At 41.6% G+C, this 24,512-nt stretch carries 13 protein-coding genes and 1 pseudogene; 7 read left to right on the forward strand and 7 right to left on the reverse strand.

The features are described 5' to 3' along the window. The first annotated feature begins 96 nt into the window (after positions 1-96). From RMX69_RS13950 to RMX69_RS13965, 4 genes are all read left to right on the forward strand, one after another. Complete coding sequence (locus RMX69_RS13950) at positions 97-1,704, forward strand: DUF1565 domain-containing protein (protein ID WP_322637792.1); 1,608 nt, start codon at positions 97-99, stop codon at positions 1,702-1,704. Between the two features lie 750 nt (positions 1,705-2,454). Continuing rightward, a complete protein-coding gene (locus tag RMX69_RS13955) occupies positions 2,455-4,566 on the forward strand; it encodes a TIGR00300 family protein (protein ID WP_322637793.1) in 2,112 nt (703 codons plus the stop codon). Between the two features lie 34 nt (positions 4,567-4,600). Then, on the forward strand, positions 4,601-5,125 hold the full coding sequence (locus RMX69_RS13960) for a DUF2085 domain-containing protein (RefSeq protein ID WP_289797642.1): 525 nt from the start codon (positions 4,601-4,603) through the stop codon (positions 5,123-5,125). Positions 5,126-5,213: 88 nt separating this feature from the next. After that, on the forward strand, positions 5,214-5,855 hold the full coding sequence (locus RMX69_RS13965; protein ID WP_322637794.1) for a Uma2 family endonuclease: 642 nt from the start codon (positions 5,214-5,216) through the stop codon (positions 5,853-5,855). Positions 5,856-6,063: 208 nt separating this feature from the next. On the opposite strand, the gene RMX69_RS13970 is transcribed toward RMX69_RS13965, so the two are convergent. The 7 genes from RMX69_RS13970 to RMX69_RS14000 form a co-directional block, all read right to left on the reverse strand. Continuing rightward, entirely contained in the window at positions 6,064-7,341 is a 1,278-nt protein-coding gene (locus tag RMX69_RS13970; RefSeq protein ID WP_322637795.1) for a glycosyltransferase, read from the reverse strand. Between the two features lie 576 nt (positions 7,342-7,917). Continuing rightward, positions 7,918-9,204: a glycosyltransferase family 2 protein gene (locus RMX69_RS13975; RefSeq protein ID WP_322637796.1), complete on the reverse strand. Its 1,287-nt coding sequence runs from the start codon at positions 9,202-9,204 to the stop codon at positions 7,918-7,920. A 210-nt stretch (positions 9,205-9,414) separates the two neighbouring features. Continuing rightward, a complete protein-coding gene (locus RMX69_RS13980; protein ID WP_322637797.1) occupies positions 9,415-9,882 on the reverse strand; it encodes a DUF2141 domain-containing protein in 468 nt (155 codons plus the stop codon). A gap of 232 nt (positions 9,883-10,114) precedes the next feature. Continuing rightward, on the reverse strand, positions 10,115-11,098 hold the full coding sequence (locus RMX69_RS13985; RefSeq protein ID WP_289797637.1) for a glycosyltransferase family 2 protein: 984 nt from the start codon (positions 11,096-11,098) through the stop codon (positions 10,115-10,117). 231 nt (positions 11,099-11,329) lie between these two features. Next, positions 11,330-12,334 carry an NAD(P)-dependent oxidoreductase gene (locus RMX69_RS13990; RefSeq protein WP_322637798.1) on the reverse strand — a complete coding sequence of 335 codons (1,005 nt, stop codon included), beginning with the start codon at positions 12,332-12,334 and terminating at the stop codon, positions 11,330-11,332. A gap of 157 nt (positions 12,335-12,491) precedes the next feature. Continuing rightward, a complete protein-coding gene (devC, locus tag RMX69_RS13995; RefSeq protein WP_069073678.1) occupies positions 12,492-13,670 on the reverse strand; it encodes an ABC transporter permease DevC in 1,179 nt (392 codons plus the stop codon). Positions 13,671-13,743: 73 nt separating this feature from the next. Further along, positions 13,744-14,934, reverse strand: coding sequence for an ABC exporter membrane fusion protein (locus RMX69_RS14000; protein ID WP_322637799.1), 1,191 nt, complete (start codon positions 14,932-14,934; stop codon positions 13,744-13,746). A gap of 1,555 nt (positions 14,935-16,489) precedes the next feature. On the opposite strand from RMX69_RS14000, the pseudogene RMX69_RS14005 reads away from it, so the two are divergent. The 3 genes and pseudogenes from RMX69_RS14005 to RMX69_RS14015 all read left to right on the forward strand — a co-directional run bounded on the left by RMX69_RS14005 (position 16,490) and on the right by RMX69_RS14015 (position 24,310). After that, positions 16,490-16,767: pseudogene (locus RMX69_RS14005) on the forward strand (hypothetical protein). Between the two features lie 273 nt (positions 16,768-17,040). Next, positions 17,041-22,404, forward strand: a complete 5,364-nt coding sequence (locus tag RMX69_RS14010; RefSeq protein WP_322637800.1) for a polyketide synthase — start codon at positions 17,041-17,043, stop codon at positions 22,402-22,404. A gap of 178 nt (positions 22,405-22,582) precedes the next feature. Continuing rightward, positions 22,583-24,310 (forward strand): SDR family NAD(P)-dependent oxidoreductase, encoded by a 1,728-nt coding sequence (locus RMX69_RS14015; protein WP_322637801.1) that lies wholly within the window; start codon positions 22,583-22,585, stop codon positions 24,308-24,310. The last annotated feature ends 202 nt before the right edge of the window (positions 24,311-24,512 follow it).

The following is a 24,512-nucleotide window of genomic DNA, read 5'->3' on the forward strand; positions in this document are numbered from 1 at the left end:
TGCAGTGAGAAGTACTTAAAGTTACTTAATGCATCAAACGCTACTTACTTTCATAGTTAGCGCTAGGATAGCTATGTATTTTATGAAAGTATAAATATGGCTCAAACTTTTTACGTAAATCCAGTATCAGGCAGCAATACCAACCCAGGTACTCAACAAGCCCCCTTCAAAACAATTACGCAAGCCCTCAAGGTAGCGACTGTTGATACCAAGATTCAACTAGCAGATGGTAATTACAATGCTGCTAATGGTGAAGTCTTTCCGTTGACGATTCCATCTGGCGTAACAGTGGTGGGTAATGAAGCCAATAAAGGCAATGGTATTTTAATTGAAGGAAGTGGTAGTTACCTGAGCCGTACTTTTGCTGGTCAGAATGTCACATTTGTACTGCTGGATAAAGCTGAACTCCGAGGAGTGACTGTAACAAATTTAGCTAGCCGTGGTAGTGGTGTCTGGATCGAATCAACTGCCCCTACTGTTGCTAATAGCACCTTCATCAACAATAAGCGGGAGGGAGTATTTGCTACAGGCGATGCTAACCCAGTGATTCTAGGTAATGTGTTCAGTGAGAATGCAGCTAATGGAATTGCGATCGCTAAAAATTCTAAAGGTCAAATTGAAAATAATACCTACTTTAAAACAGGTTTCGGCATTGCCATTAGTGATACTGCATCACCAATCCTTCGAGATAACAGAATCTATGAAAACCGTTCTGGGATCGTCATCTCTGGTAGTGCCCGTCCCGTATTACGTAATAATGTCAGTGAAAATAATACTGATGATGGGATCACAGTAATTGGAACTGCTCTACCGGATATCGGCAGTATCAATAATCCAGGGGGCAATACTCTACGCAATAACGGTAAATTTGATTTGCAAAATGTCAGTTCCAATAAGCTGATTTCTCTAGGAAATAAAATAGATGTGTCTAAAGTCGCCGGAAACATAGAGTTTGCAGATAGTTCGGTTCCAACACCGACACCCACGCCAACACCGACACCAACTCCAACACCGACACCAACGCCAACGCCAACCCCAACTCCAACGCCAACGCCAACGCCAACCCCAACTCCAACTCCAACCCCAACTCCAACTCCAACTCCAACCCCAACTCCAACTCCAACTATCGAATTAACTGATATTGCAAATCATTGGGCAGGTGGGTTTATTCGGGAATTAGTCAAATTGGGGATAGTTAATGGTTTTCCCGATCGCACATTTAAACCCGATGCAACTATGACACGGGCACAATACGCTGCATTACTGGTAAAAGCTTTCAACCCATCGCCCAACCGTGCGGTGATCAAATTCAAAGATGTACCAGCAGACTTCTGGGCATCTAAAGTTATTGATCAAGCATATCAAGGTTCATTTCTCTCTGGTTTTCCCGACAATACCTTTGGCCCTAACAAAAATATTCAGCGCGTGCAAGTGATTGTCTCTCTGGTGAATGGACTGAAGTTATCTGCTGATGGTACAGCAAATATCAAAGTTTTCGATGACCAAGCTAAGATTCCTGAATATGCTAAGGATGAGGTAGTAAAAGCTATAGATAAGGAAATTATTGTCAATTACCCAAACCTCAAACAACTCAATCCTACCCGCGATGCTACACGGGGTGAGGTAGCGGCGATCGTGTATCAAGCTTTGGTAGATGCTGGGCGTGTAGCAGCGATCAACTCGTCTTATATAGTGACTGCTTGAGGGAGGCAGGGGGGCAGCACTTCTCTTCGAGAGGCTGCACTTCGACTACGCTCAGTGACCACGCCAACGGCTACGCTCAGTGACCGAGGAGCAGGGGAGCATTCTCTTCGAGAGGCTGCACTTCGACTACGCTCAGTGACCACGCCAACGGCTACGCTCAGTGACCGAGGAGCAGGGGAGCAGAGGAGTAAATCATTTATAGCAGTCGCCAAAGCCGTTAGGACAGTTTGCGGCAAACGCGTCTTCAACAGCATACTTTGTGATTTTATTGCTGTCCTAAGCTCCCTGTCCGTTGCTATATAGGACAATCAGTTCAGTTAAGTATTTCTTCCTTTTCTTCCTTTGCGTTCTTCTCTACGAAAGCTAATGCGTAGCTTGCTTCTCCGTAGGAGTATGCGTTCTTTGCGTTAGCCTACGGTAATTTTGCGTCTGCGTTAAAAAAATTGGCTTTGATAAAAAGTTGAGCTTTAATGCAAGCGTATTGAGCGATCGCCACCAAATATTGACTGCTTTTAACGGTGTCTTCACCTGCCCCACTTTCCTGGAAACCCAAATTAAATCAGGCTTTCTGAATTTGGAATTTTGAATTGGTATTATTACTATGTTCCAGTAATAGAATTGATAACGAAGGCTTGGTAAAGTCTTCAACTCTCAAAAGATAGAAGCTTTAGTAGCAGATTTTACCTGTAAAAAAACAAAAATCTGTATTCAAAGTAAGCTTGTAGCATATAAAACGCTTGTAAGATTTTTATGACTTCCCGGATTCGCTTTTTAATGTGCCCTCCTGACCACTACGATGTGGACTATGTGATTAATCCTTGGATGGAAGGGAATATTCACAAGTCATCGCGCGATCGCGCCGTGGAACAGTGGCAGGGACTACATCAAATCCTTAAACAACACGCCATTGTAGACTTAGTACCACCTGAAAAAGGCTGGCCTGATTTAGTTTTTACCGCCAATGCTGGCTTAGTTCTGGGCGATAATGTCGTCCTCAGTCGCTTTTTGCACAAGGAACGTCAGGGAGAGGAGCCTTTCTTCAAACAATGGTTTGAGGCAAATGGTTATACAGTCAATGAACTTCCCAAAGATTTGCCCTTTGAAGGCGCAGGAGACGCACTCCTAGATCGGGAAGGACGCTGGTTATGGGCAGGATACGGTTTCCGCTCAGAATTAGATTCTCACCCTTATCTGGCTAAATGGCTGGATATTGAGGTGCTATCCCTGCGATTAATAGACGAACGTTTTTATCACCTGGATACTTGCTTTTGTCCTTTAGCAAATGGATATTTGCTTTACTATCCTGGTGCTTTTGATTCTTACTCCAACCGCTTAATTGAAATGCGAGTCGCACCAGAAAAGCGGATCGCAATTGAAGAAGCCGATGCACTGAACTTCGCTTGTAATACGGTGAATGTGGATAACATCGTCATCATGAACAAGGCGAGTGATGCTTTGAAAACCCGTCTTGCAGATGTAGGTTTCCAAGTGCTGGAAACACCGCTGACGGAATTTCTCAAAGCTGGTGGTGCGGCTAAATGCTTAACTCTGCGGGTTACGGAACCAGTTAGAGATGAAATTCATGCCAATGTCTCGGTAGAAAGCCGCATCATTCGGATGGAAGGGCATTTGCTAGATGCTGGCTTAATTAACCGCGCCTTGGATTTGATTATAGATGCTGGGGGAAGTTTCCAAGTCCTGAATTTCAACTTGGGAGAACAACGACAAAGTACCTCAGCCGCAGAAGTGAAGGTATCAGCACCATCTCATGAGGTGATGGAAGAAATCATCTCAATGTTGATTGATTTGGGTGCAGTGGATTTACCCCATGATGAGCGAGATGCCAAGCTGGAGCCGGTAATTCAAAATGGTGTAGCGCCCGATGATTTCTATGTCAGTACCATTTATCCCACAGAAGTGCGAATTAATGGTCACTGGGTGAAAGTAGAAAATCAGCGAATGGATGGAGCGATCGCCATTACTCAAACTCCCAGAGGTTTAGTTGCTCGGTGTAAAATACTGCGCGATTTAGAAGTTGGCGAACAGGTAATTGTAGACGTTTTAGGTATCCGCACCATCCGCAAAACGGAATCGCGGGAAATCCGTAGCACTCAAGAATTCAGCTTTATGTCGGCGGGAGTTTCCAGCGAACGACGCGTGGAATTGGTCGTTGAGCAAGTGGCTTGGGAATTACGTAAAATCCGTGATGCTGGTGGTAAAGTAGTTGTCACGGCTGGGCCAGTGGTAATTCACACTGGTGGCGGCGAACACTTGGCGCAACTAATTCGGGAAGGATATGTACAGGCGTTGCTGGGTGGGAATGCGATCGCAGTTCACGACATCGAGCAAAATATCATGGGCACTTCCTTGGGTGTAGACATGAAGCGGGGTGTCGCCGTCCGTGGTGGACATCGCCATCACCTGAAGGTAATTAATAGTATCCGCCGTTATGGCAGCATTCCCAAAGCTGTGGAGGCAGGAGCAATTAAAAGTGGCGTAATGTATGAATGTGTCCACAATAATGTACCTTTTGTGCTTGCGGGATCGATTCGGGATGACGGGCCTTTGCCTGATACCGTAATGGATTTGATTCAAGCACAGGAGCAATATGCCAAACACCTAGAAGGTGCAGAGATGATTTTGATGCTGTCATCAATGCTGCACTCCATTGGCGTGGGGAATATGACCCCGGCTGGTGTGAAAATGGTATGTGTGGATATTAATCCAGCTGTGGTGACTAAGTTAAGCGATCGCGGTTCTGTAGAATCAGTGGGTGTGGTGACAGATGTGGGATTATTCCTCAGTCTGTTGATTCAGCAGTTGGATAAGTTGACAAGTCCTTATGTAAATAAGGTAGGTTAAGAAAACGTAGACGCAAAGACGCAGACAAAGAGAAATGACAAGAGTAGCTTTCAGTGAAGAGTTGCAGATTAATTGGGTCAGTTTTATAGCTGATTTCTTGTTGGTAGGGATGGTGTTTGGCCCGCCTATCGCTCCCTTTTTGGCTGCGTCTGGAGTGTCTTTGCTTCCTGGAATTGCGGACATCATTTATTTCATGGGTAATCATGTCTGTCCGCAACCAGATATGGGGTTAGATTTAGCACCACCGTTTATTATGGCTGTGTGTATGCGCTGCTACGGCACTGTAACGGGTTTGCTGATTACTCGTCTGCTGTATGGCGTAACTGGTGGTAAGGGATTTTACTGGTTAAGTCAGTATGGCTGGAGTGGTGCGGCACTAGCTAGTGTGCTAATGATGGCTTATCCTTTGGAATTGGCAGCACAGGTTTTCGGTTTGTGGAGTTTTAATAATTATCTGGTTACGCCTTTTGGGTTGATTACAGGTTTGGCATGGGGATTGTTTACTATGCCAATCTTGCATGGGTGGCGGGTTGGTAAAATCAGCTTGCATGAATTGTAGAATTAGAAACCGCACGTCAGTAGCCTCTTCCAACTGATAGAGGCAAGGGTGCGGCATGACCGAAACCAAGTGCTGAGGGCGATCAATTATGATTCAAGCCTTACGTAAACTAGTAACATTCGATGAATTCATCGCTTGGTATCCAGAAAATTCGCAACAACGTTATGAACTGCATGATGGAGTAATTGTTGAGATAGCACCACCAAAAGGCGACCATGAAGAGGTCGTTGGATTTTTGGTACTAGAAATATCTGCCGAAATTAAGAGGCTAAAACTTCCCTACTTCATTCCTAAAACAGCGTTTATTAAACCATTGGAAGGTCAATCAGCTTATTCTCCAGATGTGCTGATATTAAATCGGACTAATTTAGTAAATGAGCCTCTGTGGAAAAAAGAATCAACTATTAGCCAAGCAGCATCAATTCCTTTAGTAGTTGAGGTAGTTAGTACTAACTGGAGAGATGATTATTTAAAAAAAGTGGCAGACTATGAGGCAGTAGGCATTCCTGAATACTGGATTATAGATTATGCAGCTTTAGGTGGTAAGCGGTTTATAGGCAATCCTAAACAACCAACTATCTGGATTTACTCGTTAGTTGAAGGAGAATACCAAGTCAGGCAGTTTCGAGGTAGCGATGCCTGTAGCGGTATAAGCATTATCTCACCTACTTTCCCGGAATTGAATTTAACCGTCGAACAGATTTTTCAAGCTGGAGGTCTAACAACATAGTTACAATCCCACTTGACTGATTTTGAAAGGCGATCGCATTTAATGATAAAGAGATAAAGACCTCGATAAATCATTAACTCACAACTTCTGCTAGCTAAAACGACAAGAATGCAAGTCGGATGTGTTTAATAATCCTAAAACTCGTTGGTGCAAAAAGTTGCAGTAGCGATCGCTAGTACTGTAAATACTAGCGATCTGTTTGTGATTGTTATCCTCTTATACTGCTTGTACTTACCTCAACCTTCTGCGCTCCTTCAATGATTTGGTAGAGTTTGTGTTCAAATTTCTGCATACACGCTGACCAATCAAATTCGAGTATAGAGGGGCGAGCGTGTCTAGTCATATCTGCTTTCAAATCGGGATTTTCCAGAATCGCAATTACCTTTTGGGCGAAGTCTGTAGGGTTGTTAGGTTGGGCAAGGAAGCCGTTACGACCAGGAAATACCTGTTCTGAGGTTGACGGCGCAACAACAGCAACCAGAGGAGTTCCAGATGCTAATGCTTCGTTATTTGTCGTGCAGAAGTTCTCGGTAACGGAGGGATTAACAAAAACATCCGCTCTGGCAAACCAACCTAGAAGTTCTGTACCATGAGACTCGCCCCATACAGTAATACTCGATCCAAACTTTTTAGCACGCTCACGGATCTCTTCATCTAGCGGGCCACTACCAACAATTACCAGATGAACATCAGGAATTTTGGCAGCTATGATTGGAAAGATATCAAGCAATTGATTGACATTCTTTTCGGGTGTGATGCGTCCGACAAACAACAGAGTTGGTCGGTTATCGTTGGGAATTGGGTTGTAACAAATATTTCGCGGGTGAAATTTTTCGCAATCGATACCTTGATAAGCGACGTATTCAGCGCGTTGGCATTTCAGTTCTTCGTATTTAGTCAGTTGCTCTTTAGAAGAGAAGTAATTGAAGTCATAAGACTCACTAAATTGCTTAACTAAAATGGGAACGATGGGACGAACCAAATTGAAGAATCGGTCTCCAAAGTAATATTTGATATAGGCAACGATATCTGTATGGAAGAGTGATATTATTGGCGTGCCTGTTCGTTTTGCGTATTGAGTGCCGATAGGGCGACCATAACCTTGCAAGAAAAATGAGTACAAACCTCTCATTTGTGCTGCTTCTTCAACCACGATAATATCGGGTTTGAATTCCTCCAGCAACTTGGTATCACTCCAATACCGATAGTTCAACGGTTGAGGAAGAGACTTATAGAATAGCAGCGGTTCTGTGGGGAATGCGTAAGCAGAGAAATTGGGGAAAGACTGAATTTCCTCCAAACCTGGCATGGGGCGATCGCCAACATTTTTGGGGTAGCGATCGTTGATTTGCGGATGGATTAGAAAAACCTCATGTCCCTGCTCTAGTAACCAACGAACTCGTTGGTGAACTGCAACGGAAACACCAGTTAAGAAAGGAGCGTACAACCCTGTAAACAGTGCAATGCGAAGTTTTTGCTTAGTCATAATAAAGGGGAATATTTCACAAAATTGCTGGTTTTTAACTTAGGATTTACGCAGCAAATGTTTCATGAACATCCTGATTATCTGGCTCAGAAATTCCCACCAATACAGTTAGACTAAGGATTTACGCATTGTCAAATAGCTGAAATTTTCGATTTTGAAGTGGATGTTTATAAAACTAACTTGAAACTATCAAAACATCCAAAATACTAAGTCAAAATTCAAGACGGTTCAGTTAAGGCTAAAAACTACAACTGGCGTAGGTTGGGTTGAGGAACGTAGCTTGCTTCCCGCAGGGTAACTCAACATTATCAAGGCTTTGTTGGGTAACGCTTAAGCTCAACCCAACCTACTATTCTTCTTAACTGAACCGTATTGAGTCAAAATTCCCCTTAATATATTTGTCTAAACCCTTGCTAAAAATGTAAATACGTTTTGATAATCAACAAGTATAAACGTATCTTTTTACAAGGGTTATAGCTAATATAGTTCTACTAAATATAAGATAATATAATTTGAAGACTAGGGAATGTTTAGTGTAATAACTTTCATGCCCTAGTTGATATTTAGCGATTTAATTCAAAGAGAAACCTTGCTATTAATAGGCTGATCCAACCATTGATAAGGGCGATATTCCACTAAGCGGATATTCCAAGGCCCTTTAACGCGATAGCTGACACCGCGCCAGGTAACTGTTGATGTCCACAGGGATGATAGCATCGCTAACCCATAAACCCACTGTGTCAACGGAATCCCAATCAACATTTTAATGATTGTAGCAGCTGATAATTTGGCGTAGACGTGGAACGGCTTGCCGGTAGGCATCGCCTGGTCATTAGAGTGAACCACTCGCTGTATCTCTAATTCCAACACCAGCATTATCAAGAGTAATCCGACAGTGTAAACTCCATAGCAGACTAACAACAGAGCCGCAGCTTCCCATTTTGCCTCTAATAGCGACTCTAGAACTAACACGCTCAGTAGAGTCGGAAACAAAATGCTAGAAACAGCTTCACTTACAAGAGCCAACCAACGGGGGTGATACAGTCGAGAAAAAAGGATAAGGCGCTTGAGATAGTCTATTAAGTTGAATAAATCAGTCTCTTCACGATTGACTATTAGCAGCGAAGGCACAAACTTTACCTGAAAACCATGTTTTTTCAGGATGTCGTGCATCATAAAATCTTCGCCTAAAGCTTGTCCCCACTTATCTAGCAGTTCTGTTTGGCGAAGCACTTCTGTTTTCACAGCCAAAGTTCCACCCCAAGGAATCTGGAAGATAAACATTTGCACTACTGTGGATACATTGCCGACGTACCGCACTAAAGAACCCCAATACCTACCTGTTGGTACGTACCAACGATTACCCGTTGTTGCGCCTACTTTCGCATCGCCTAGAGGACTGACTAATTCTCGCAGCCAATTCAGATGAACTATAGTATCAGCATCTACTAAAGCAACCACCTTATAGGAGTCGTCCAACTCTCGGACAGCTTGGATTAAAGAACTGCATTTGAGACTACAACTGTTACGTACTATTCTCAAAGGGCTGATTTGAACGTTGGTTGCTTCTTGCTCAGTGATGGTTTCACTAGCAATTTTCCAAGCAGGATCTTCGTGACTATCAACGATCAACTTTAAATCATACTGTGGATAGTTTTGATTTAGGAGCGATCGCAAACATCTAGGCAAAAATGGATCGGCTCCACGTAAGCAAAGAATTACTGCTGTTTTGGGTAACTGATCGTCTGGTAATAAGTTTTTTTTAGACGAGCGCAGATACCATATAAAGACAAGCGTAAAACACACCTGAATAACCAGCCAACCCATCAAAGACTTAGACAGAAATATTGCCAAATCTTCCATTAAATTTTTAATCTCCGACAGAATAATGGATTGGAAATTAGGGATTGGGCATGGGGCACAAGAGGCAAAGGGGAAAAACTTACTGCAACTTCTCCTCTGCTCCCCTGCTCCCCGGTCACTGAGCGTAGCCGTTGGCGTGGTCACTGAGCGTAGTCGAAGTGCAGCCTCTCGTAGAGAAGTGCTGCTCCCCTGCCTCTTTCCCCATTCCCTTTACGAATCAAGTGAATATTTCATGATGATGGTCACTGTTGTATTTTTGTTTACAACAAAACTGGCATCACGAAACTTTGGTGTACCTGTTTGTATAGACACAGTTGGATTTTTGGAAATCCCAAAACCTTCTTTGGGAATACCGAAAAAGTCTTTATTGAGTTTGCGATCGCCATTTTGATCGTCAACCACAGCTACAGCATAAGTTCCAGGTTTCAAACCGGAGAATTCTTTTTTTACAGAAGTGCCAGTAATCTTAGCGCAGCCACTTTTAGCTTCACTAGTACTACTCATTGGAAATCCTTTTTCATTTGCATAAACTCGGAAGCAAATCTCACCTTTTTGGTGATGTATTCCATTTACTACAACATTAAGTGTTGCAGTTGGCTCTGCGTTCACTGTTTTAGCAAAGCTGATGCTCACTAAAGTAGCAAGCAAAACATGAGATAGTTGAGATAGTTTCAGCATAATTTTGTAGTCAAATAGGTGATTTTGGGGCTGACTTTTCACGGGATCTGGAAAACCCCTCTGCAAACCTCTCCCTTACAAGGAGAGAGGCTTTGATTTCTCCCCCTTCCCTACAAGGGAAGGGGGCTGGGGGTTAGGTTTTCCGTTGGCTTTTCCACATGACGTGAAAACTCAGATTTTGGGGTTGATATAAAGCTGGCGATCGCTAGCTTTTATTTGTAAACTGGCTCTTTCAAAAAATGACTTGCTTTTCTTTAACGAATGCTGTTTTCCAACCTTTCCAAAGTACTTGCAGCACACTTAGCAAATCTTTCAGCAAAAGATATTCTGTCCCTTTTAACTGCTGTTGTAGACTTCTATGACAGCAAAGCCGCTCATTCAAACTCAAAGGACTACGCCATATAGAGAGTATATACTCCCAGATTATTCTCCAATGTGGGAATAAAATTTGTCCTTTCTTTGCTGAATCAAACCAGACTGTATACTCATAAAAATCAGGCAGCATACTCAAGAATGATTTTTGATTTGTATTTGTTAACAACAAATAATTGGGGAAAAACATACTCATTGATTGTTGCGGATGACTTCTGAAAAAAAACAGGTATTCAGGGATTTCATAAAACCTACCGAGAATACCAAGTCTTAACAAAAGAATTCCATCTGCATTACCGTAACCACCCATAGGCGGTATTTTTTTCAAAGCACTAGCGCGAATTACCCCGTAACATTGATTGCATAAATGCTTGGTCAGTAATTCGTGAAAGCGCTCCTGTGGTTTTAGTGCATCTGCCTTGACTTTGATATTGTAATTTTGGATAAAATTCCCCTGTTCATCAATGAAATATGCATGGGAGTGACACAAGATTATGGTAGGATCTTGGTCAAGCACATCGACACACTTCTTGATAAAATCTGGAGAATGTAGATCGTCATGGGCTGCCCATTTAAAATACTCACCTGATGACAGTTGCAAGACGCGATTAAAGTTACCAGCACAACCTATATTCTTGTCATTGCGGTAGTAACGAATACGTTGATCTTGCTCTGCATAAGCTCTACAAATTTCTTCAGTTTTATCTGTCGATGCGTTATCTGAAATAATTAGCTCAAAATCTTCAAATGTTTGTGCCAAGAGTGAATCTATGGCTTCTTTGATAAATTTTTCACCATTGTATACAGGTAATCCGATGCTCAATCGTGGCTGATTGCTACTCATAGAAAACAAGTATTCGGAAAATCTGTGGATTAGTTTACGCTTAATCGTAGTTAGGTAGATGCAAGGTAAGAATTCAGAATTCAGAATTCAGGATACTTTGATACCAACCTGAATCATTTCAAGTAAATCAAGAGTCTCCCAGATGTTTCATTTTCCAATCATTCTGTGAGCGATAGCGGGGCGTTTAGCCCATTCTGACTCCTGACTCCTGAACTACTAAAAATCTATGAACTATTTCATCAAGCTTTGAATATCTGTTTTTTGCAGCCATTCATGTGTTCGCTGCATTCCTTCTTCGAGGTCAATTGCTGGTTTATAATTTAACAGGTTTTGTGCTTTGGCAATGGAACAAGCATAGGGACGAGTCATAAAATCTATAGACTCTGGTAATATATCAACTTTTTTCCGAAAGAGTTTTTGTCCTTGAACGCGTAGCTTTAGAAACAACTTGATTTCATCTTTCGATAATGAAAGGGGTGCTTGTAAATCTTCCATTGCTGCTAAACGCATAAAATACTCTTTCCACGAAGTTTCTTGTCCATCGGTGATATTAAATATTTCACCGTAGGTTTCTTTTTCTATCGCGAGAAAGATGCTATCAATCAGATTATCTATATATACGTGATTAATCACTCCCTTAGCATCATTGGCACAGGCAAATAACTTTTGGCGCATCATCAGAATTGGTCTGACTATCCAGGGGATACTTCCAGGGCCGTAAACATCGCCGGCTCGAATAACAATGATGCCAAAATCTGGAGGATGATTCAGTTCTAATACTGCTGTTTCAGCTTCTATTTTAGTTTGACAGTAGGGATTATTTTCGCCAGAAAGTGGCCCGGATTCTGTAACACCATCAGGATAGTTGAAACCGTAAACCATCACACTAGATAGATGCACAAATGTTTTGACCCCAGCCTGTTTAGCAGCTTTAGCCATGTTGACAGTACCGCCAACATTGACTTCACGAAAATGCTTAATTGCACCAGCTTCTTCGGCAATTTGCTCTGTATGTAAAACGATATCTACTCCCTGACAAGCCTTTTGAGCAATAGTAGAATCGGTAATACTACCAATAATTACCTCTACACCTAAATTCTGTAATTGTTTGTTCTGTTCTGTAGAACTTTGTAGTCCCCGAACTTTCATCCCTTGCGCTATGGCTAACTCGGCTGTACGCAATCCGACAAATTCATTAATCCCAGTAATTAGGAGGGTTTTGTTGTTGAGGTTCATATAGTAAAGGTTATACCAATTTTGGATTTTTAATTAAAAGAAAAGTGCTAGTTTTGATAGTTTGTAGTCAGCACTTTAGTGCTTAGGAAATAAGGACTCAAGTCCCTACTACAAACTTGCTTGTTTTTAACAAGTTACTCTGAGCAAGTTATCTTGGTTAGAAAATATCTCCCGGATCTGCGGAGCGGAGTTTGTTAATCGCAAGCGCTCCTGATGTTATGCACATTAAAACTGTTGAAGTTAAGACAATCACTGCATTATTAGTGGTCATCATTATTGGTAGTTTAGTTGCTTCTGCCGCAAAGCTATATAACAGAACAGAAGTAATAAATCCTGGGATATAACCTAAGATTGCTAAAATCAAAGCTTGTTGAAATACCACATTTAATAAGTAGCTATTGGCATAACCAATGGCTTTTAAAGTGGCGTATGCAACGAACTGTGTAGCAATATTGCTGTAAAGAATTTGATAAACAATAACCACCCCAACAACCGCAGCCATTGTCAACATCAAGTTAAGAATAAAACCAATGGGTGTTCTGACAGCCCAGTATTGTTTCTCAAAATCAATGAAGCCTTGGCGGGTAAAAACTTGGACATCATTAGGCAAACTTGCTTGCAAATTTTTTAGTACTTTTTCGGCATTAGCACCAGGTTTGAGGGAAATCAAACCGACATCAATCATATCTGCTGGACGAGTATTGGGATTTATCCTCAAAAAAGTTGAGTCACTAACAAGCAAATTTCCATCTACCCCAAAGGAAGGGCCTAATGTGAATAAACCACCAATTCTTACTCTATAGCCAATTAATGAACTGTAGGGAAATATTTCAATTGTCTGTGCAGTTTCTCCCGCATTAAATTTTTCAGCTATTGGGCCAAACTCTGGGCGAGAACCTCGGTCAAAAAGCACGACATCGGGAATTTTGAGTTTATCTAAATTTTTCTCCACTTCTGGGAGATTCATCACCGGTCTACCTGGATCGAAACCAATAACATATATTGAATATTTCTCACTAGTAGCCGGATTTTTCAGTTTGGCAAATTGCAAATACATGGGGCTAACTGAATCAACGCCATCAAACCCCAAAGATTGGTATAAACGAGTCCGCGAAAAACTTTGATTTGAGGTCAAAGATTTATATTGCGAACTAACTAAAAATAAATCTCCTTTGAGATTTTGATGTACAGCAGTTGCACTGGAATAGAGGGCATCTTGGAAACCAAGTTGCACAAACATTAGCAGCACAATAAAACCAATTCCGGCTACAGCTACTAGTAAACGAACTTTTTGCTGGGCTAGCTGTAGCCATCCTAAAGGAATTTTAAAATTCATGGATTTATTTTCATTTGTCATTTGTCATTTGTCATTTGTCATTTGTCATTGGTGAATGACATCTGCCAATTGACTAAATCTGAATGGCGACATCCACTTGTAAGTTAGTTAAACGAGCAACTTTTTCACTATCTGCGGGATTATCGATGGAAATTTTAACTTCAACTATTCGGCGGTCTGTGTCTGAACCAGGGTTTATGCTGAAGATATTTTGCTTGTCAACTTGCCAACCAATTTCTTTGACAGTTCCTTTTATTGTTCCAGTAAATGCAGTGCTGTTAATGGTGGCTTTTTGTCCTACACGCACTTTTTGAACATCGGTTTGATACACCTCTGCAATCACATACATTTGAGATGTTTTACCGATTTCAGCAAATCCTTTGTTGGTGTTGATTACTTCTCCAGTTTTGGCGTGAATTTTCAAAATTTTGCCATTTATGGGAGATTTTATATAAATTAAATCCAAGTCGGCTTTTGCTTGTTGAACAGATGTTGTTGCACTGTTGACTTCGGTTTGTGCGACTTGAACATCTACACTACGCACTTCGCTAATACTGGTGAGTTGTGCTTGTGCTTGCTTAACTTGTTCTTGGTATGTGTCTTGAGTTCGCTTGAGGGTGGCTTGAGCTTCTGCTAGCTGCTGTTGGGTAGTTTTTAGTTGCAAAGCTTTGCTATCTGCTACAGAAGCCGCGATCGCACCTTGTTTATATAATTGCTGATAGCGATTATTCTCGGCTTGAGCGTTGTCTACTTCTGCCTGGATGCGGGCAATTGTCGCTTCTTGAGTAGCAACATCCCCTTTATATTGTGGCTCTAACCGGGCAATTACAGCCTTTTGAGCATCAATATCTCCAGTTTTACCTCCAGATTTCACCTGCGCTAGTTTAGCTTTGGCAACTTGCAGTTGGTCTAAAGCCTGTTGCAATGCAGTTCTAGAACGACCATAATTTTCGAGATAGGCCAGTGTTTGCCCAGCTTTAACCGCATCTCCTTCTTTCACCAACAGTCTGTCTACTCGCACCCCATTATTGGAAGCAGGAGCAGTCAAAGAAGTAACTTCGCCTTCTGGTTCCAAACGTCCCAAGGCGGTTACAGCAACTTTTGCAGGATTTGCTGCTGGTGTCACAACTTTAGGTTTAGACCAAAACGGTACCAAACTATAAAAAGCGATTAATCCAGCCGCTAAAGTTAGAGAAGCTGCTAAAATTACTTGCGATCGGCCTACGGGTTTTGTGAATAATCGGCTTTCTTTATTTACTGCCATATTTTCATTCCAATTCTGCTTTTTTAGGAGATAGCCTGGTTATATTTAGTCGATTAGATATAGACTCATCCGCAAATTACCAAGAGGATTTTGCCTCTAGGGTTTCTACCTTAATAATGTGGATGGATCTAAATTGGTTTTATATGAATTGTTCTACGCTTCTACCGCCCAAAGTTACTATTGTGGCGTGAAAATTAATGGCGTGTTACTTCAAAGCTTCCTAAGTTATATCCTAATTTGACATCTAATCCAGTAGCGTAAAATACAATAGCGCTAACCAGAAAACTTAACTCTCAAGAAGAACGAAGCGCTAATAAAAATGAACTCAAAATTGGATAAACTTGTCATTAATTATGGCGTAAAATTTGATTTTTGTCAACCAAAAAGCTTTGCATAAATCCTGATTCTCTCACTAAATTATTTCATCCCAGTAAGATGAGATGCTGCAAAAGTTACTTGTCACTAATCTCTTGTTTAGCAATTGAATACCAACAGATAGTTAGTTATTAAGCAGATTTGATATTACTAACAGATTATTATTAGCAAGGTTGTGTACTATAAGACATTATTATTGCTTTCGATTCTACTAATTCAATGCATGAAGTTATACCTTTGGTGAGTTACGTTAACATACATCTAAAAATACCTAGTTAAAAGGGCGGTTAGAAACCGCGTCTACACAAACAAAACCCACCTCCGTGGGATTAAAACACTCAATTTTTCTTAGAGGATGTTTGAAAAGTCCTCTTATTGGTATCAAAAGTTTTAGATCCCCCTAAATCCCCCTTGAAAAGGGGGACTTTTACTCCGGTTCCCCCCTTTTTAAGGGGGGTTAGGGGGGATCTAAAGTGCCTAAAGTCACAGAGAAATACTTTTCAAGTCCGCCTCCGCGGACTTTGTTTGTGTAGCCGCGAATTCTATTCGCCCTAACTGATGCAATCACGATTATGTTTATCAAGTAACATACTAAAAATTAATATTTGCTTTATAAATAACCACCTTGCTTTTTAACTTGACTTATATTGAAAAATAACCAAAAACTTTGACTAAATTATGATGTTTCTCTGAGAAAAAATACTTATGACTATTCAATTTATCTATGTATTCATTGAATTGTGATTTACTAGACAACAGATTTTCATTGTTAACTTAATTCAGCACAAACTTATGGCTAACACGTAGATAACAAAATATCTCATACATTTATAGAGTCATAAATTATACTTTTTTGCTTATTTTTATTCAAATTAACATCAGTAATTGTTGATGTTTGTTTATGAAATAACTTTAAAGAAATGATTTAGTTTCTGTAAAATATGCTAGTATTTTTATTAATTCAATGCTTTAAAGTAGTTAAACAAACTAGTTATTTAATTGAGATTTTTAAATTAAAAATAACTAAAGATAACTGCTTTGTCATTACCTTGTGACCGTTTCATTACTTGTTCAAGTTACATAAATTCGGATTCAAGGTGGTGTCTTTTGTGTAACAAGCTTGTCAACTTTCCTGGTTTAAATAGCATAAAATATATTATCCCGGACGTTGAAACTGGCTATGACATTGAACAAGATACAGAACGTTGTCATTCACAACAGCTATGTTGCTGTGGTTAGCCTAGATAATCAAATGCTTTTGGGTGAAAAAACGTTTCTGTTCTCTTAGCTACTCCTCAGTTCCCATCACTCCAGTAGGATACCATTACTCAAAATCTTTACCATTACAAATGGATTAAATTCACTGGTCAAGCAGCTATTACACTCCAAAACTATTTTACCAGTTTTAACAACGTCTTTGACCTATTGCCACAATTTCAAGAGTCTAGCGTTGGATAACATTTTTGTGCGATGTCTACGACGGGCTACGCCTACGCAGTGTGCCAAAGTCGCCTGGAAACATAAGGCTTTACCTGGCATAATTCGTAATTCGTAATACTTCTCTACGAGAGGCTGCGCCAACGACTACGCTCAGTACAAGTTCGTAATTCGTAATTACTTTTTTGCCAGGATTTCATATCTGTTAACTGCTTACAAAACGATAGCTTTTCATTATTTAGTAGGCAACAGAAATTACTGTAGCTACACAATTCACAGTACTAACTATGCCCTATGTCTGCTTATTCAATTGATACTGCCTTAACGGAGTTAGAGAGCCTGATAAATAATTGTGAACAGGCTGTGATTAAGTCTATCGAGGGAAAAAAAATGAAATCGGATAAATCAGTGTCAATCAACAAAATTAACAGACAATTACAACACAATCCTATCGCCATTGTTGGAATGGCTTCTCTATTACCTCAAGCTAGAAATTTGCGGGAATACTGGCAAAATATAGTAAACAAAATTGATTGTATTACTGATGTTCCTTCTACTCACTGGAGCGTCGAAGATTATTACGATCCAAATCCTAGAACTACTGAAGATAAAACCTACTGTAAAAGAGGCGGGTTTCTTCCAGAGGTAGATTTTAACCCGATGGAATTTGGCATACCACCTAGCATTTTGGAAGTCACAGACGTATCGCAACTATTAAGTTTAGTGGTTGCGAAAGAAGCGATGGAAGATGCTGGCTATGGCGAAAAACGTGAGTTTAACCGCGAGATGGTTGGGGTAATCTTAGGCGTGGCTATGGCCAAGCAATTAGGAATGCCACTTTCTGCCAGGTTGGAATATCCGATTTGGGAAAAAGCGCTTAAAAGCAGTGGTTTATCTGACGAAGATACCCAAAAAATCGTTGATAAAATCAAAAGCGCTTATGTGAAGTGGGATGAGAACGCTTTCCCTGGAATGTTAGCTAACGTAGTCGCGGGTAGAATTGCCAATCGCCTCAATTTTGGCGGGATGAATTGTGTAGTTGATGCTGCTTGCGCTAGTTCCTTTGGTGCTTTGAAAATGGCAATCAGCGAACTAGTTGAGCATCGTTCTGACATGATGCTAACTGGTGGTGTTGATACCGATAACACCATCATGGCTTACATCTCATTCAGCAAAACACCGGCGGTTTCTCCTAGTGAAAATGTCAAACCTTTCGATGCTAAATCCGATGGGATGATGTTGGGTGAAGGTATCGCCATGATGGTTCTCAAACGTTTGGAAGATGCTGAACGTGATAACGATAAAATATATGCCGTAATTAAAGGTATTGGTACTTCCAGCGATGGACGTTACAAGAGCATTTATGCTCCGCGCAAAGAAGGTCAAGTTAAAGCCTTAGAACGTGCTTATGAAGATGCCGGCTTCTCTCCTGCAACTGTTGGTTTGATGGAAGCACATGGCACCGGGACAATGGCTGGAGATCCGACAGAATTCGGTTCTTTAAAAGACTTCTTTGATGTCCATGATGATAAAAAGCAGCATATCGCTTTGGGTAGTGTGAAATCGCAAATCGGACACACAAAAGCGGCTGCGGGTGCGGCGAGTTTGATTAAAACTGCTTTGGCTTTACATCACAAAGTATTACCGCCGACAATTAACATCACTGAGCCAAATCCCAAACTCAACATTAAAAATTCATCCTTTTATTTGAATACCCAAACTAGACCTTGGATTCGTCCAGAGGGCGAAGCGCCAAGACGTGCGGGTGTGAGTTCTTTCGGCTTTGGTGGAACCAACTATCACGTTGTTTTAGAAGAATATGAAGCTGACCAAAACGAGGCTTACCGCTTACACAGTGGTGCTAGTGAAGTGTTGTTGTTTGCTCCTACGGTAGAGCAATTGTTGAGCAAGTCGGAAGAGATTTTAGGCAAGTTGCGATCGCCTGAAGCACCTACACACTACGCACAATTAGTCAATGAGTGCAAATCACAACAAATTCCTCTTTCTGTTCCCAGATTTGGGTTTGTCGCTGAAAATCTCGAAGAAGCTTGCAAGTTTCTGCAAACTAGCATTGACTGGCTGAAACTCAAAGGTTCGGCAGCATCTTGGGAGCATCCCCAAGGGATTTATTACCGTTCCTCTGGTATGGAGTTGGGCGGAAAAGTTGTCTCTCTATTTTCTGGTCAAGGTTCGCAATACCTGGAGATGGGACGCGAACTGGTGATGAATTTTCCTTTGATGCGTCGTCTTCATGGCTATATGGATAGCCTGTTGCTCAAAGATAACTTGCAACCGTTGTCAGAAATCGTTTTCCCTCATCCTGTGTTTGGAGAGGCAGAAAAAAATGTCCAAATTGCTGCCTTGCAACGCACAGAATATGCTCAACCAGCCATTGGGGTGTTGAGTGCAGGAATGTACAGCATACTGCAACAAGCTGGGTTTAAATCAGATTTTGTTGCCGGTCACAGCTTTGGTGAACTCACAGCGCTATGGGCTGCGGGGGTTTTGAGTACTGAAGATTACTTGTTCTTAGTGAAAGCTAGGGGTCAAGCAATGGCTGCACCCGAAGACCCAGATCATGATGCGGGTAGTATGTTGGCTGTCAAAGAAGACATCAGCAAAGTGGAAGCAGTGCTGAGACATTTTCCCCAAGTTGCGATCGCTAATCAAAATTCCCCAACTCAATTTGTCTTGGCTGGGCCTACCGCAGAAATAGCGAGAATCAAAGACGCTTTACACGAGAAAGGATATACAGCTGTATTGCTACCTGTATCAGCAGCGTTCCATACACCGTTAATTGCCTTTGCTCAAAAATCCTTTGCGATCGCCACTAAGTCTGTCAAGTTCCAAAGTCCGAAAATCCCTGTTTACAGCAACGTTACCAGTAAGCAGTATCCCAAGGAAGCTCAAGGTATTCAAAAAATCCTAGAAACGCACCTTTCCAACTCAGTGCTGTTTAAGCAGGAAATTGAAAATATCTATGCGGCGGGTGGTACTTGCTTTGTGGAATTTGGGCCGAGGAGAATTCTTAGTAACTTGGTGAAAGAGATTCTTGGCGATCGCCCACACATCACCGTATCTTTGAACCCCAGCACTCAAAAGAATAGCGATCGCTCTTTGCGAGAAGCAGTTGTGCAGTTGCGGGTGATTGGTTTGACTTTGAATAATCTCGATCCTTACCAACTTCCCCAAACTATTCCCCCAATTGAGACGAAGAAGACATTAAATGTTCGTTTAAACGGCATCAATTATAGATCCGAAAAAACGAAAAATGCCTTCGCTCTAGCTTTACAGGATGGGCATAAAGTCACATTACCTACTCCTGAATATTCTGAAACTGTGGCTCCTTTATTTAGCAGCCCAGGTGTGACTCCAACTCTCGCAGCGATCGAGACTAACGGACATAAAAAACTTACCCCAGCAATGAACGGTGTGACTGCTACTATCATCGCCCAGCCAGAGCAACAGATGAATCCTGTTACCCTGTCACAACCAGCCCAGGAATCTAAGATGCAACCAACACCAGAAAAACTTACAAATTACGAACAACTTTTAGCAAGTTTAGAATACCTCCTGACACAGTTCCAGGAAAATCAAGCCGAGAATTTACAAGTTCACGGTACTTATCTCAACCATCAAATGGAATACGCTAAAGCGTTTTTCCAACTGATGCAGCAGCAGAATTCCTTGTTGAGTGAAAGTAAATCAACAGCCGAAACTGCCAAAATGAAGCTCGTTGTCATGGAAAGCTTAGAGCGTAGCATGATGCAGTTTCATTCCCAACAAGGTGAAACCCTACGCATCCATGAGCAATATCTTCAAGAGCAGTTGGAATATACTAAGAGCTTTTTCCAACTAATACAGCAAGAATATTCTCAAATCATCTCAGGTGAGGGAGTAACGCAACTAACAGAGAAACTCAGCAATTTCACTCCGTTCACCACAGAAACAACTGTTAGTGATGCACCTACCAAGATAGTAGAAAGCCAGCCTTTGCCTGTAGCTGTTACCCAAGAACCTCTCCCGGCTGCTGTAGAGCCTGTAGTTGAAACTTCTTACTCTCCACTTCCCACTCCCCATTTTGCCACTGTCGAGACAGTCGAGCCTGTAGTTGCGCCACCTGTCCCAGTAGTAGAAGAACCCCAAGCTGAGGTTGTAGTCAAAATTAGCTCACCTCCAGTCAAGGAAGTTGTTGCAGAACCAGCACCTACAACTGCTGCACCTGTACCTGTTGCAACCATTGATATTATTGACTTGGATAAAAACCTCTTAGCCATCACTAGCGACAAAACCGGCTACCCAGTCGAAATGCTGGAAATGGACATGGACATGGAGGCGGATTTAGGAATTGACTCCATCAAACGGGTGGAAATCTTAGGGGCGCTACAAGAAATGTACCCCAGCCTACCCAAACCCAATTTAGAAGAACTGTCAGAAAAACGCACCATCGGTCAAGTTGTAGAGTATCTGCAATCCCATGCTTCCAAAGGTGTTTCGATAGAAATTGCAGTTCACGAAGTGCAACAAGTAACTGAGATTCCAGTAGAGACTGCACCAGTAGTTGAGGTAGTTACTACACCAGAAGTAAGCGTAGTTGTCGCATTCACCCCAGAACCAGAAGTTGCTCCTTCTACAAGTGATGAATTTGCAAACTTAGGTGAAACCCTGTTAGCCATCACCAGCGATAAAACCGGCTATCCAGTGGAGATGCTGGAACTGGAAATGGACATGGAAGCCGACTTAGGTATTGACTCAATTAAACGGGTAGAAATCTTAGGGGCGATGCAAGAAATGTACCCCAACTTACCCAAACCAAATATCGAAGAACTCGGCGATCTTCGCACCATCGGTCAAATAGTTGATTACCTACAGCAGTTGGCTGGAGGTGAAAAAAAAAAGTCTGAGCCTGAGTTTGTCCAACAACCACCGGAATTAGAGCATACTATCCAGCGCCATCCGGTCAAACTCAGAAGTTTACCACAGCCCGATTATTTGGATTTCACGTTACCAGAGGGACACATCGGTTTAATCACCGATGATGGTTCCCTCACCACTTACAAATTAACTGAATCCTTAATTGAGAAAGGCTGGAAAGTAGTAGTTATCAGCTTCCCCCAATCGCTGATCGCCCAACAAGCGCCCTTACCTACAGGAGTAACCCGCGTCACCTTAGCAAACTTGAGTGAAGAACATCTTCAACAACAATTGCAAGCGATCGCATCTCACTGCGGAGCGATTGGGGCTTTCATCCATCTCCATCCGATGTTTGTAGGAAATCACACCGGAAGTATTTCTTATAACGAATCAGAAAAGGCGATCGTCAAGCACGTATTTCTGATGGCGAAACATCTGAAACCTTCCCTCAACGAAGCTGCAAAGCATGGACGCAGTTGTTTCTGCACAGTTGCTCACCTTGATGGAGCCTTCGGTTTAGAGTATAAAGTCAACTTCGGTGCGATCGGCGCTGGACTATTCGGATTAACCAAAACTCTCAGATGGGAATGGCCAAAGGTATTTACTCGTGCGATCGACCTAAGTCCCAGACTTGACGCTAAACAATCAGTACAAAACATCATCGCCGAGCTTCACGACCCCAATCTTTATATCAGTGAAGTTGGGTATGGTTCACAGGGACGAGTCACCATTATCGCCGATTAAAAAGTTGATTAACGCCGTGTGCAACTTTCTCTCGAACCTAACCCCCAACCCCTTCCCTGCAAGGGAAGGGGAGTAAGAATCAAAGCCTCTCTCCCTGTGGGGGAGAGGAATGGAAGTGGGGGTTACAAGTATCAGTTGCACATCAAAACCAAATTAAAGCAGGTATTCACGAGGATTTATGACACAAACAGCCCAGCTTAGTCCATCATCTGTCTTTGTCGTGAGCGGCGGTGCAAAAGGGATTACGGCTGAGTGTACTATCAGATTAGCCCAACAGCAACCCTGCAAATTCATCCTCCTCGGTCGCTCCGAACTATTAGAAACCGAGCCAGATTATGCTCAAAATTCTGATGACTCCGCATTGAAAAAATGCATCATGGAAAATCTTCTTTCTCAAGGAGAAAAGCCCACACCCATGAATGTACAAAAAATATATAACAAAATTACCTCCAGCCGCGAGATTAAAAAGACTCTAGCAGCAATTGAAAAAACCGGAGCTAAAGCAGAATATATCAGCGTCGATGTCACAGATACGGCAGCTTTACAAGAAAAACTTGCTACTGCTGTCCAACATCTGGGCCCAATTACCGGAATCATCCACGGCGCGGGAAATTTAGCTGATAAGTTAATTGAAAAGAAAACAGAAGAGGATTTTGAAAAGGTTTACACCGCCAAAGTTCAAGGTTTAGAAAACCTGCTAACTTGCGTCAACCCTAATCAACTTCAGCATTTAGTTTTGTTTTCTTCAGTAACGGGCTTTTACGGAAATCCTGGACAATCTGATTATGCGATCGCAAATGAAATTCTGAACAAATCAGCCCATATATTTAAGCAAAGTTATCCCTCATGTCATGTCGTCGCTATCAACTGGGGCGCTTGGGACAGTGGGATGGTGACAGCAGAATTAAAGAAGATTTTTCAAGAGCGAAAAATTGAAATAATTCCCATTGCAGTTGGGGCACAAATGCTCGTGAAAGAAATGGATAATTCCAATCATGCAACTGCACAAGTTGTTATTGGTAGTCCATTAGTTCCCCTGGCGGCGGAGTTAGATTCAGAACTACGAACTTATCGTATTCGTCGCCAAATGACATTGGAGGCTAATCCATTTTTACACGATCATACAATTGCTGGTTCTCCTGTTTTACCAGCAACTTGTGCAATGACCTGGATTATCAATGCTTCTGAACAATTATATCCTGGTTATCGATTGTTTAATTACCAAGATTTCAAAGTTTTGAAGGGGATTACTTTTAATGAAACATTAGCAAAGGAACATATTTTAGAAATAGAAGAAATTTCTAAAGTTAATCTCGAACGAATCGAACTTAAAGCCAAAATTTCGAGTAAAAACCCTGAAGGGAGAACCCATTTTCATTTTAGCGCTCAACTCAATCTCCAGCGTGAAATTCCAGATGCACCCATCTATGAATCTCTCAATCTCGAACCAGATAATATCATCACTGCGACAGGAAAAGCATTTTACCAAAATGGTGGGGCGACATTATTTCACGGCCCCGGTTTTCAAGAAGTTAAGAGAGTTTTAAACATTAGTCCTGAAAAAATCACTACAGAATGTCTTTGGCCAGAACTCAGCGCACAGCAACAAGGACAATTCCCAGTCCAATGGGTAAATCCTTACACCACTGACTTGAGTATGCACGCTTTATGGATTTGGACACAACACTTTCATGAAGAAGGTTGTTTACCTGGAAAAGTAGAGAAATTTGAACAGTTTGAAGCGATACCACATAACGAAACATTTTACGTTTCTTGTGAAGTACTATCTAAGACACCAAGCAGTGCGATCGCAAACTTCATCATACACGACCGCCAAGGTAAAATCTATTCACGAATGCTCGGCGCTCATGCCATTATTTGGTCAATGAAAATGCTCAGAAGCTAGTAATCTGTGAAATTCAAAGTTTGTAGTAAGGACTTTAGTCCTTGTTTTATAAGTACAGATTTGTATTAAATTGTGGCGAATTGAGGGTTGAATTTTAAACGCAAAGGGAAACGCAAAGGTTCGCAGAGAGTTCGCTAAATATCTTGTACTAAGGAATAAAGTCTTTACTGTAAACTATCCAAGCTAGCTTAATCTTCAGATT

It is taken from the genome of Nostoc sp. EspVER01 (assembly GCF_034530635.1).
Taxonomy (GTDB): Bacteria; Cyanobacteriota; Cyanobacteriia; order Cyanobacteriales; family Nostocaceae; genus Nostoc.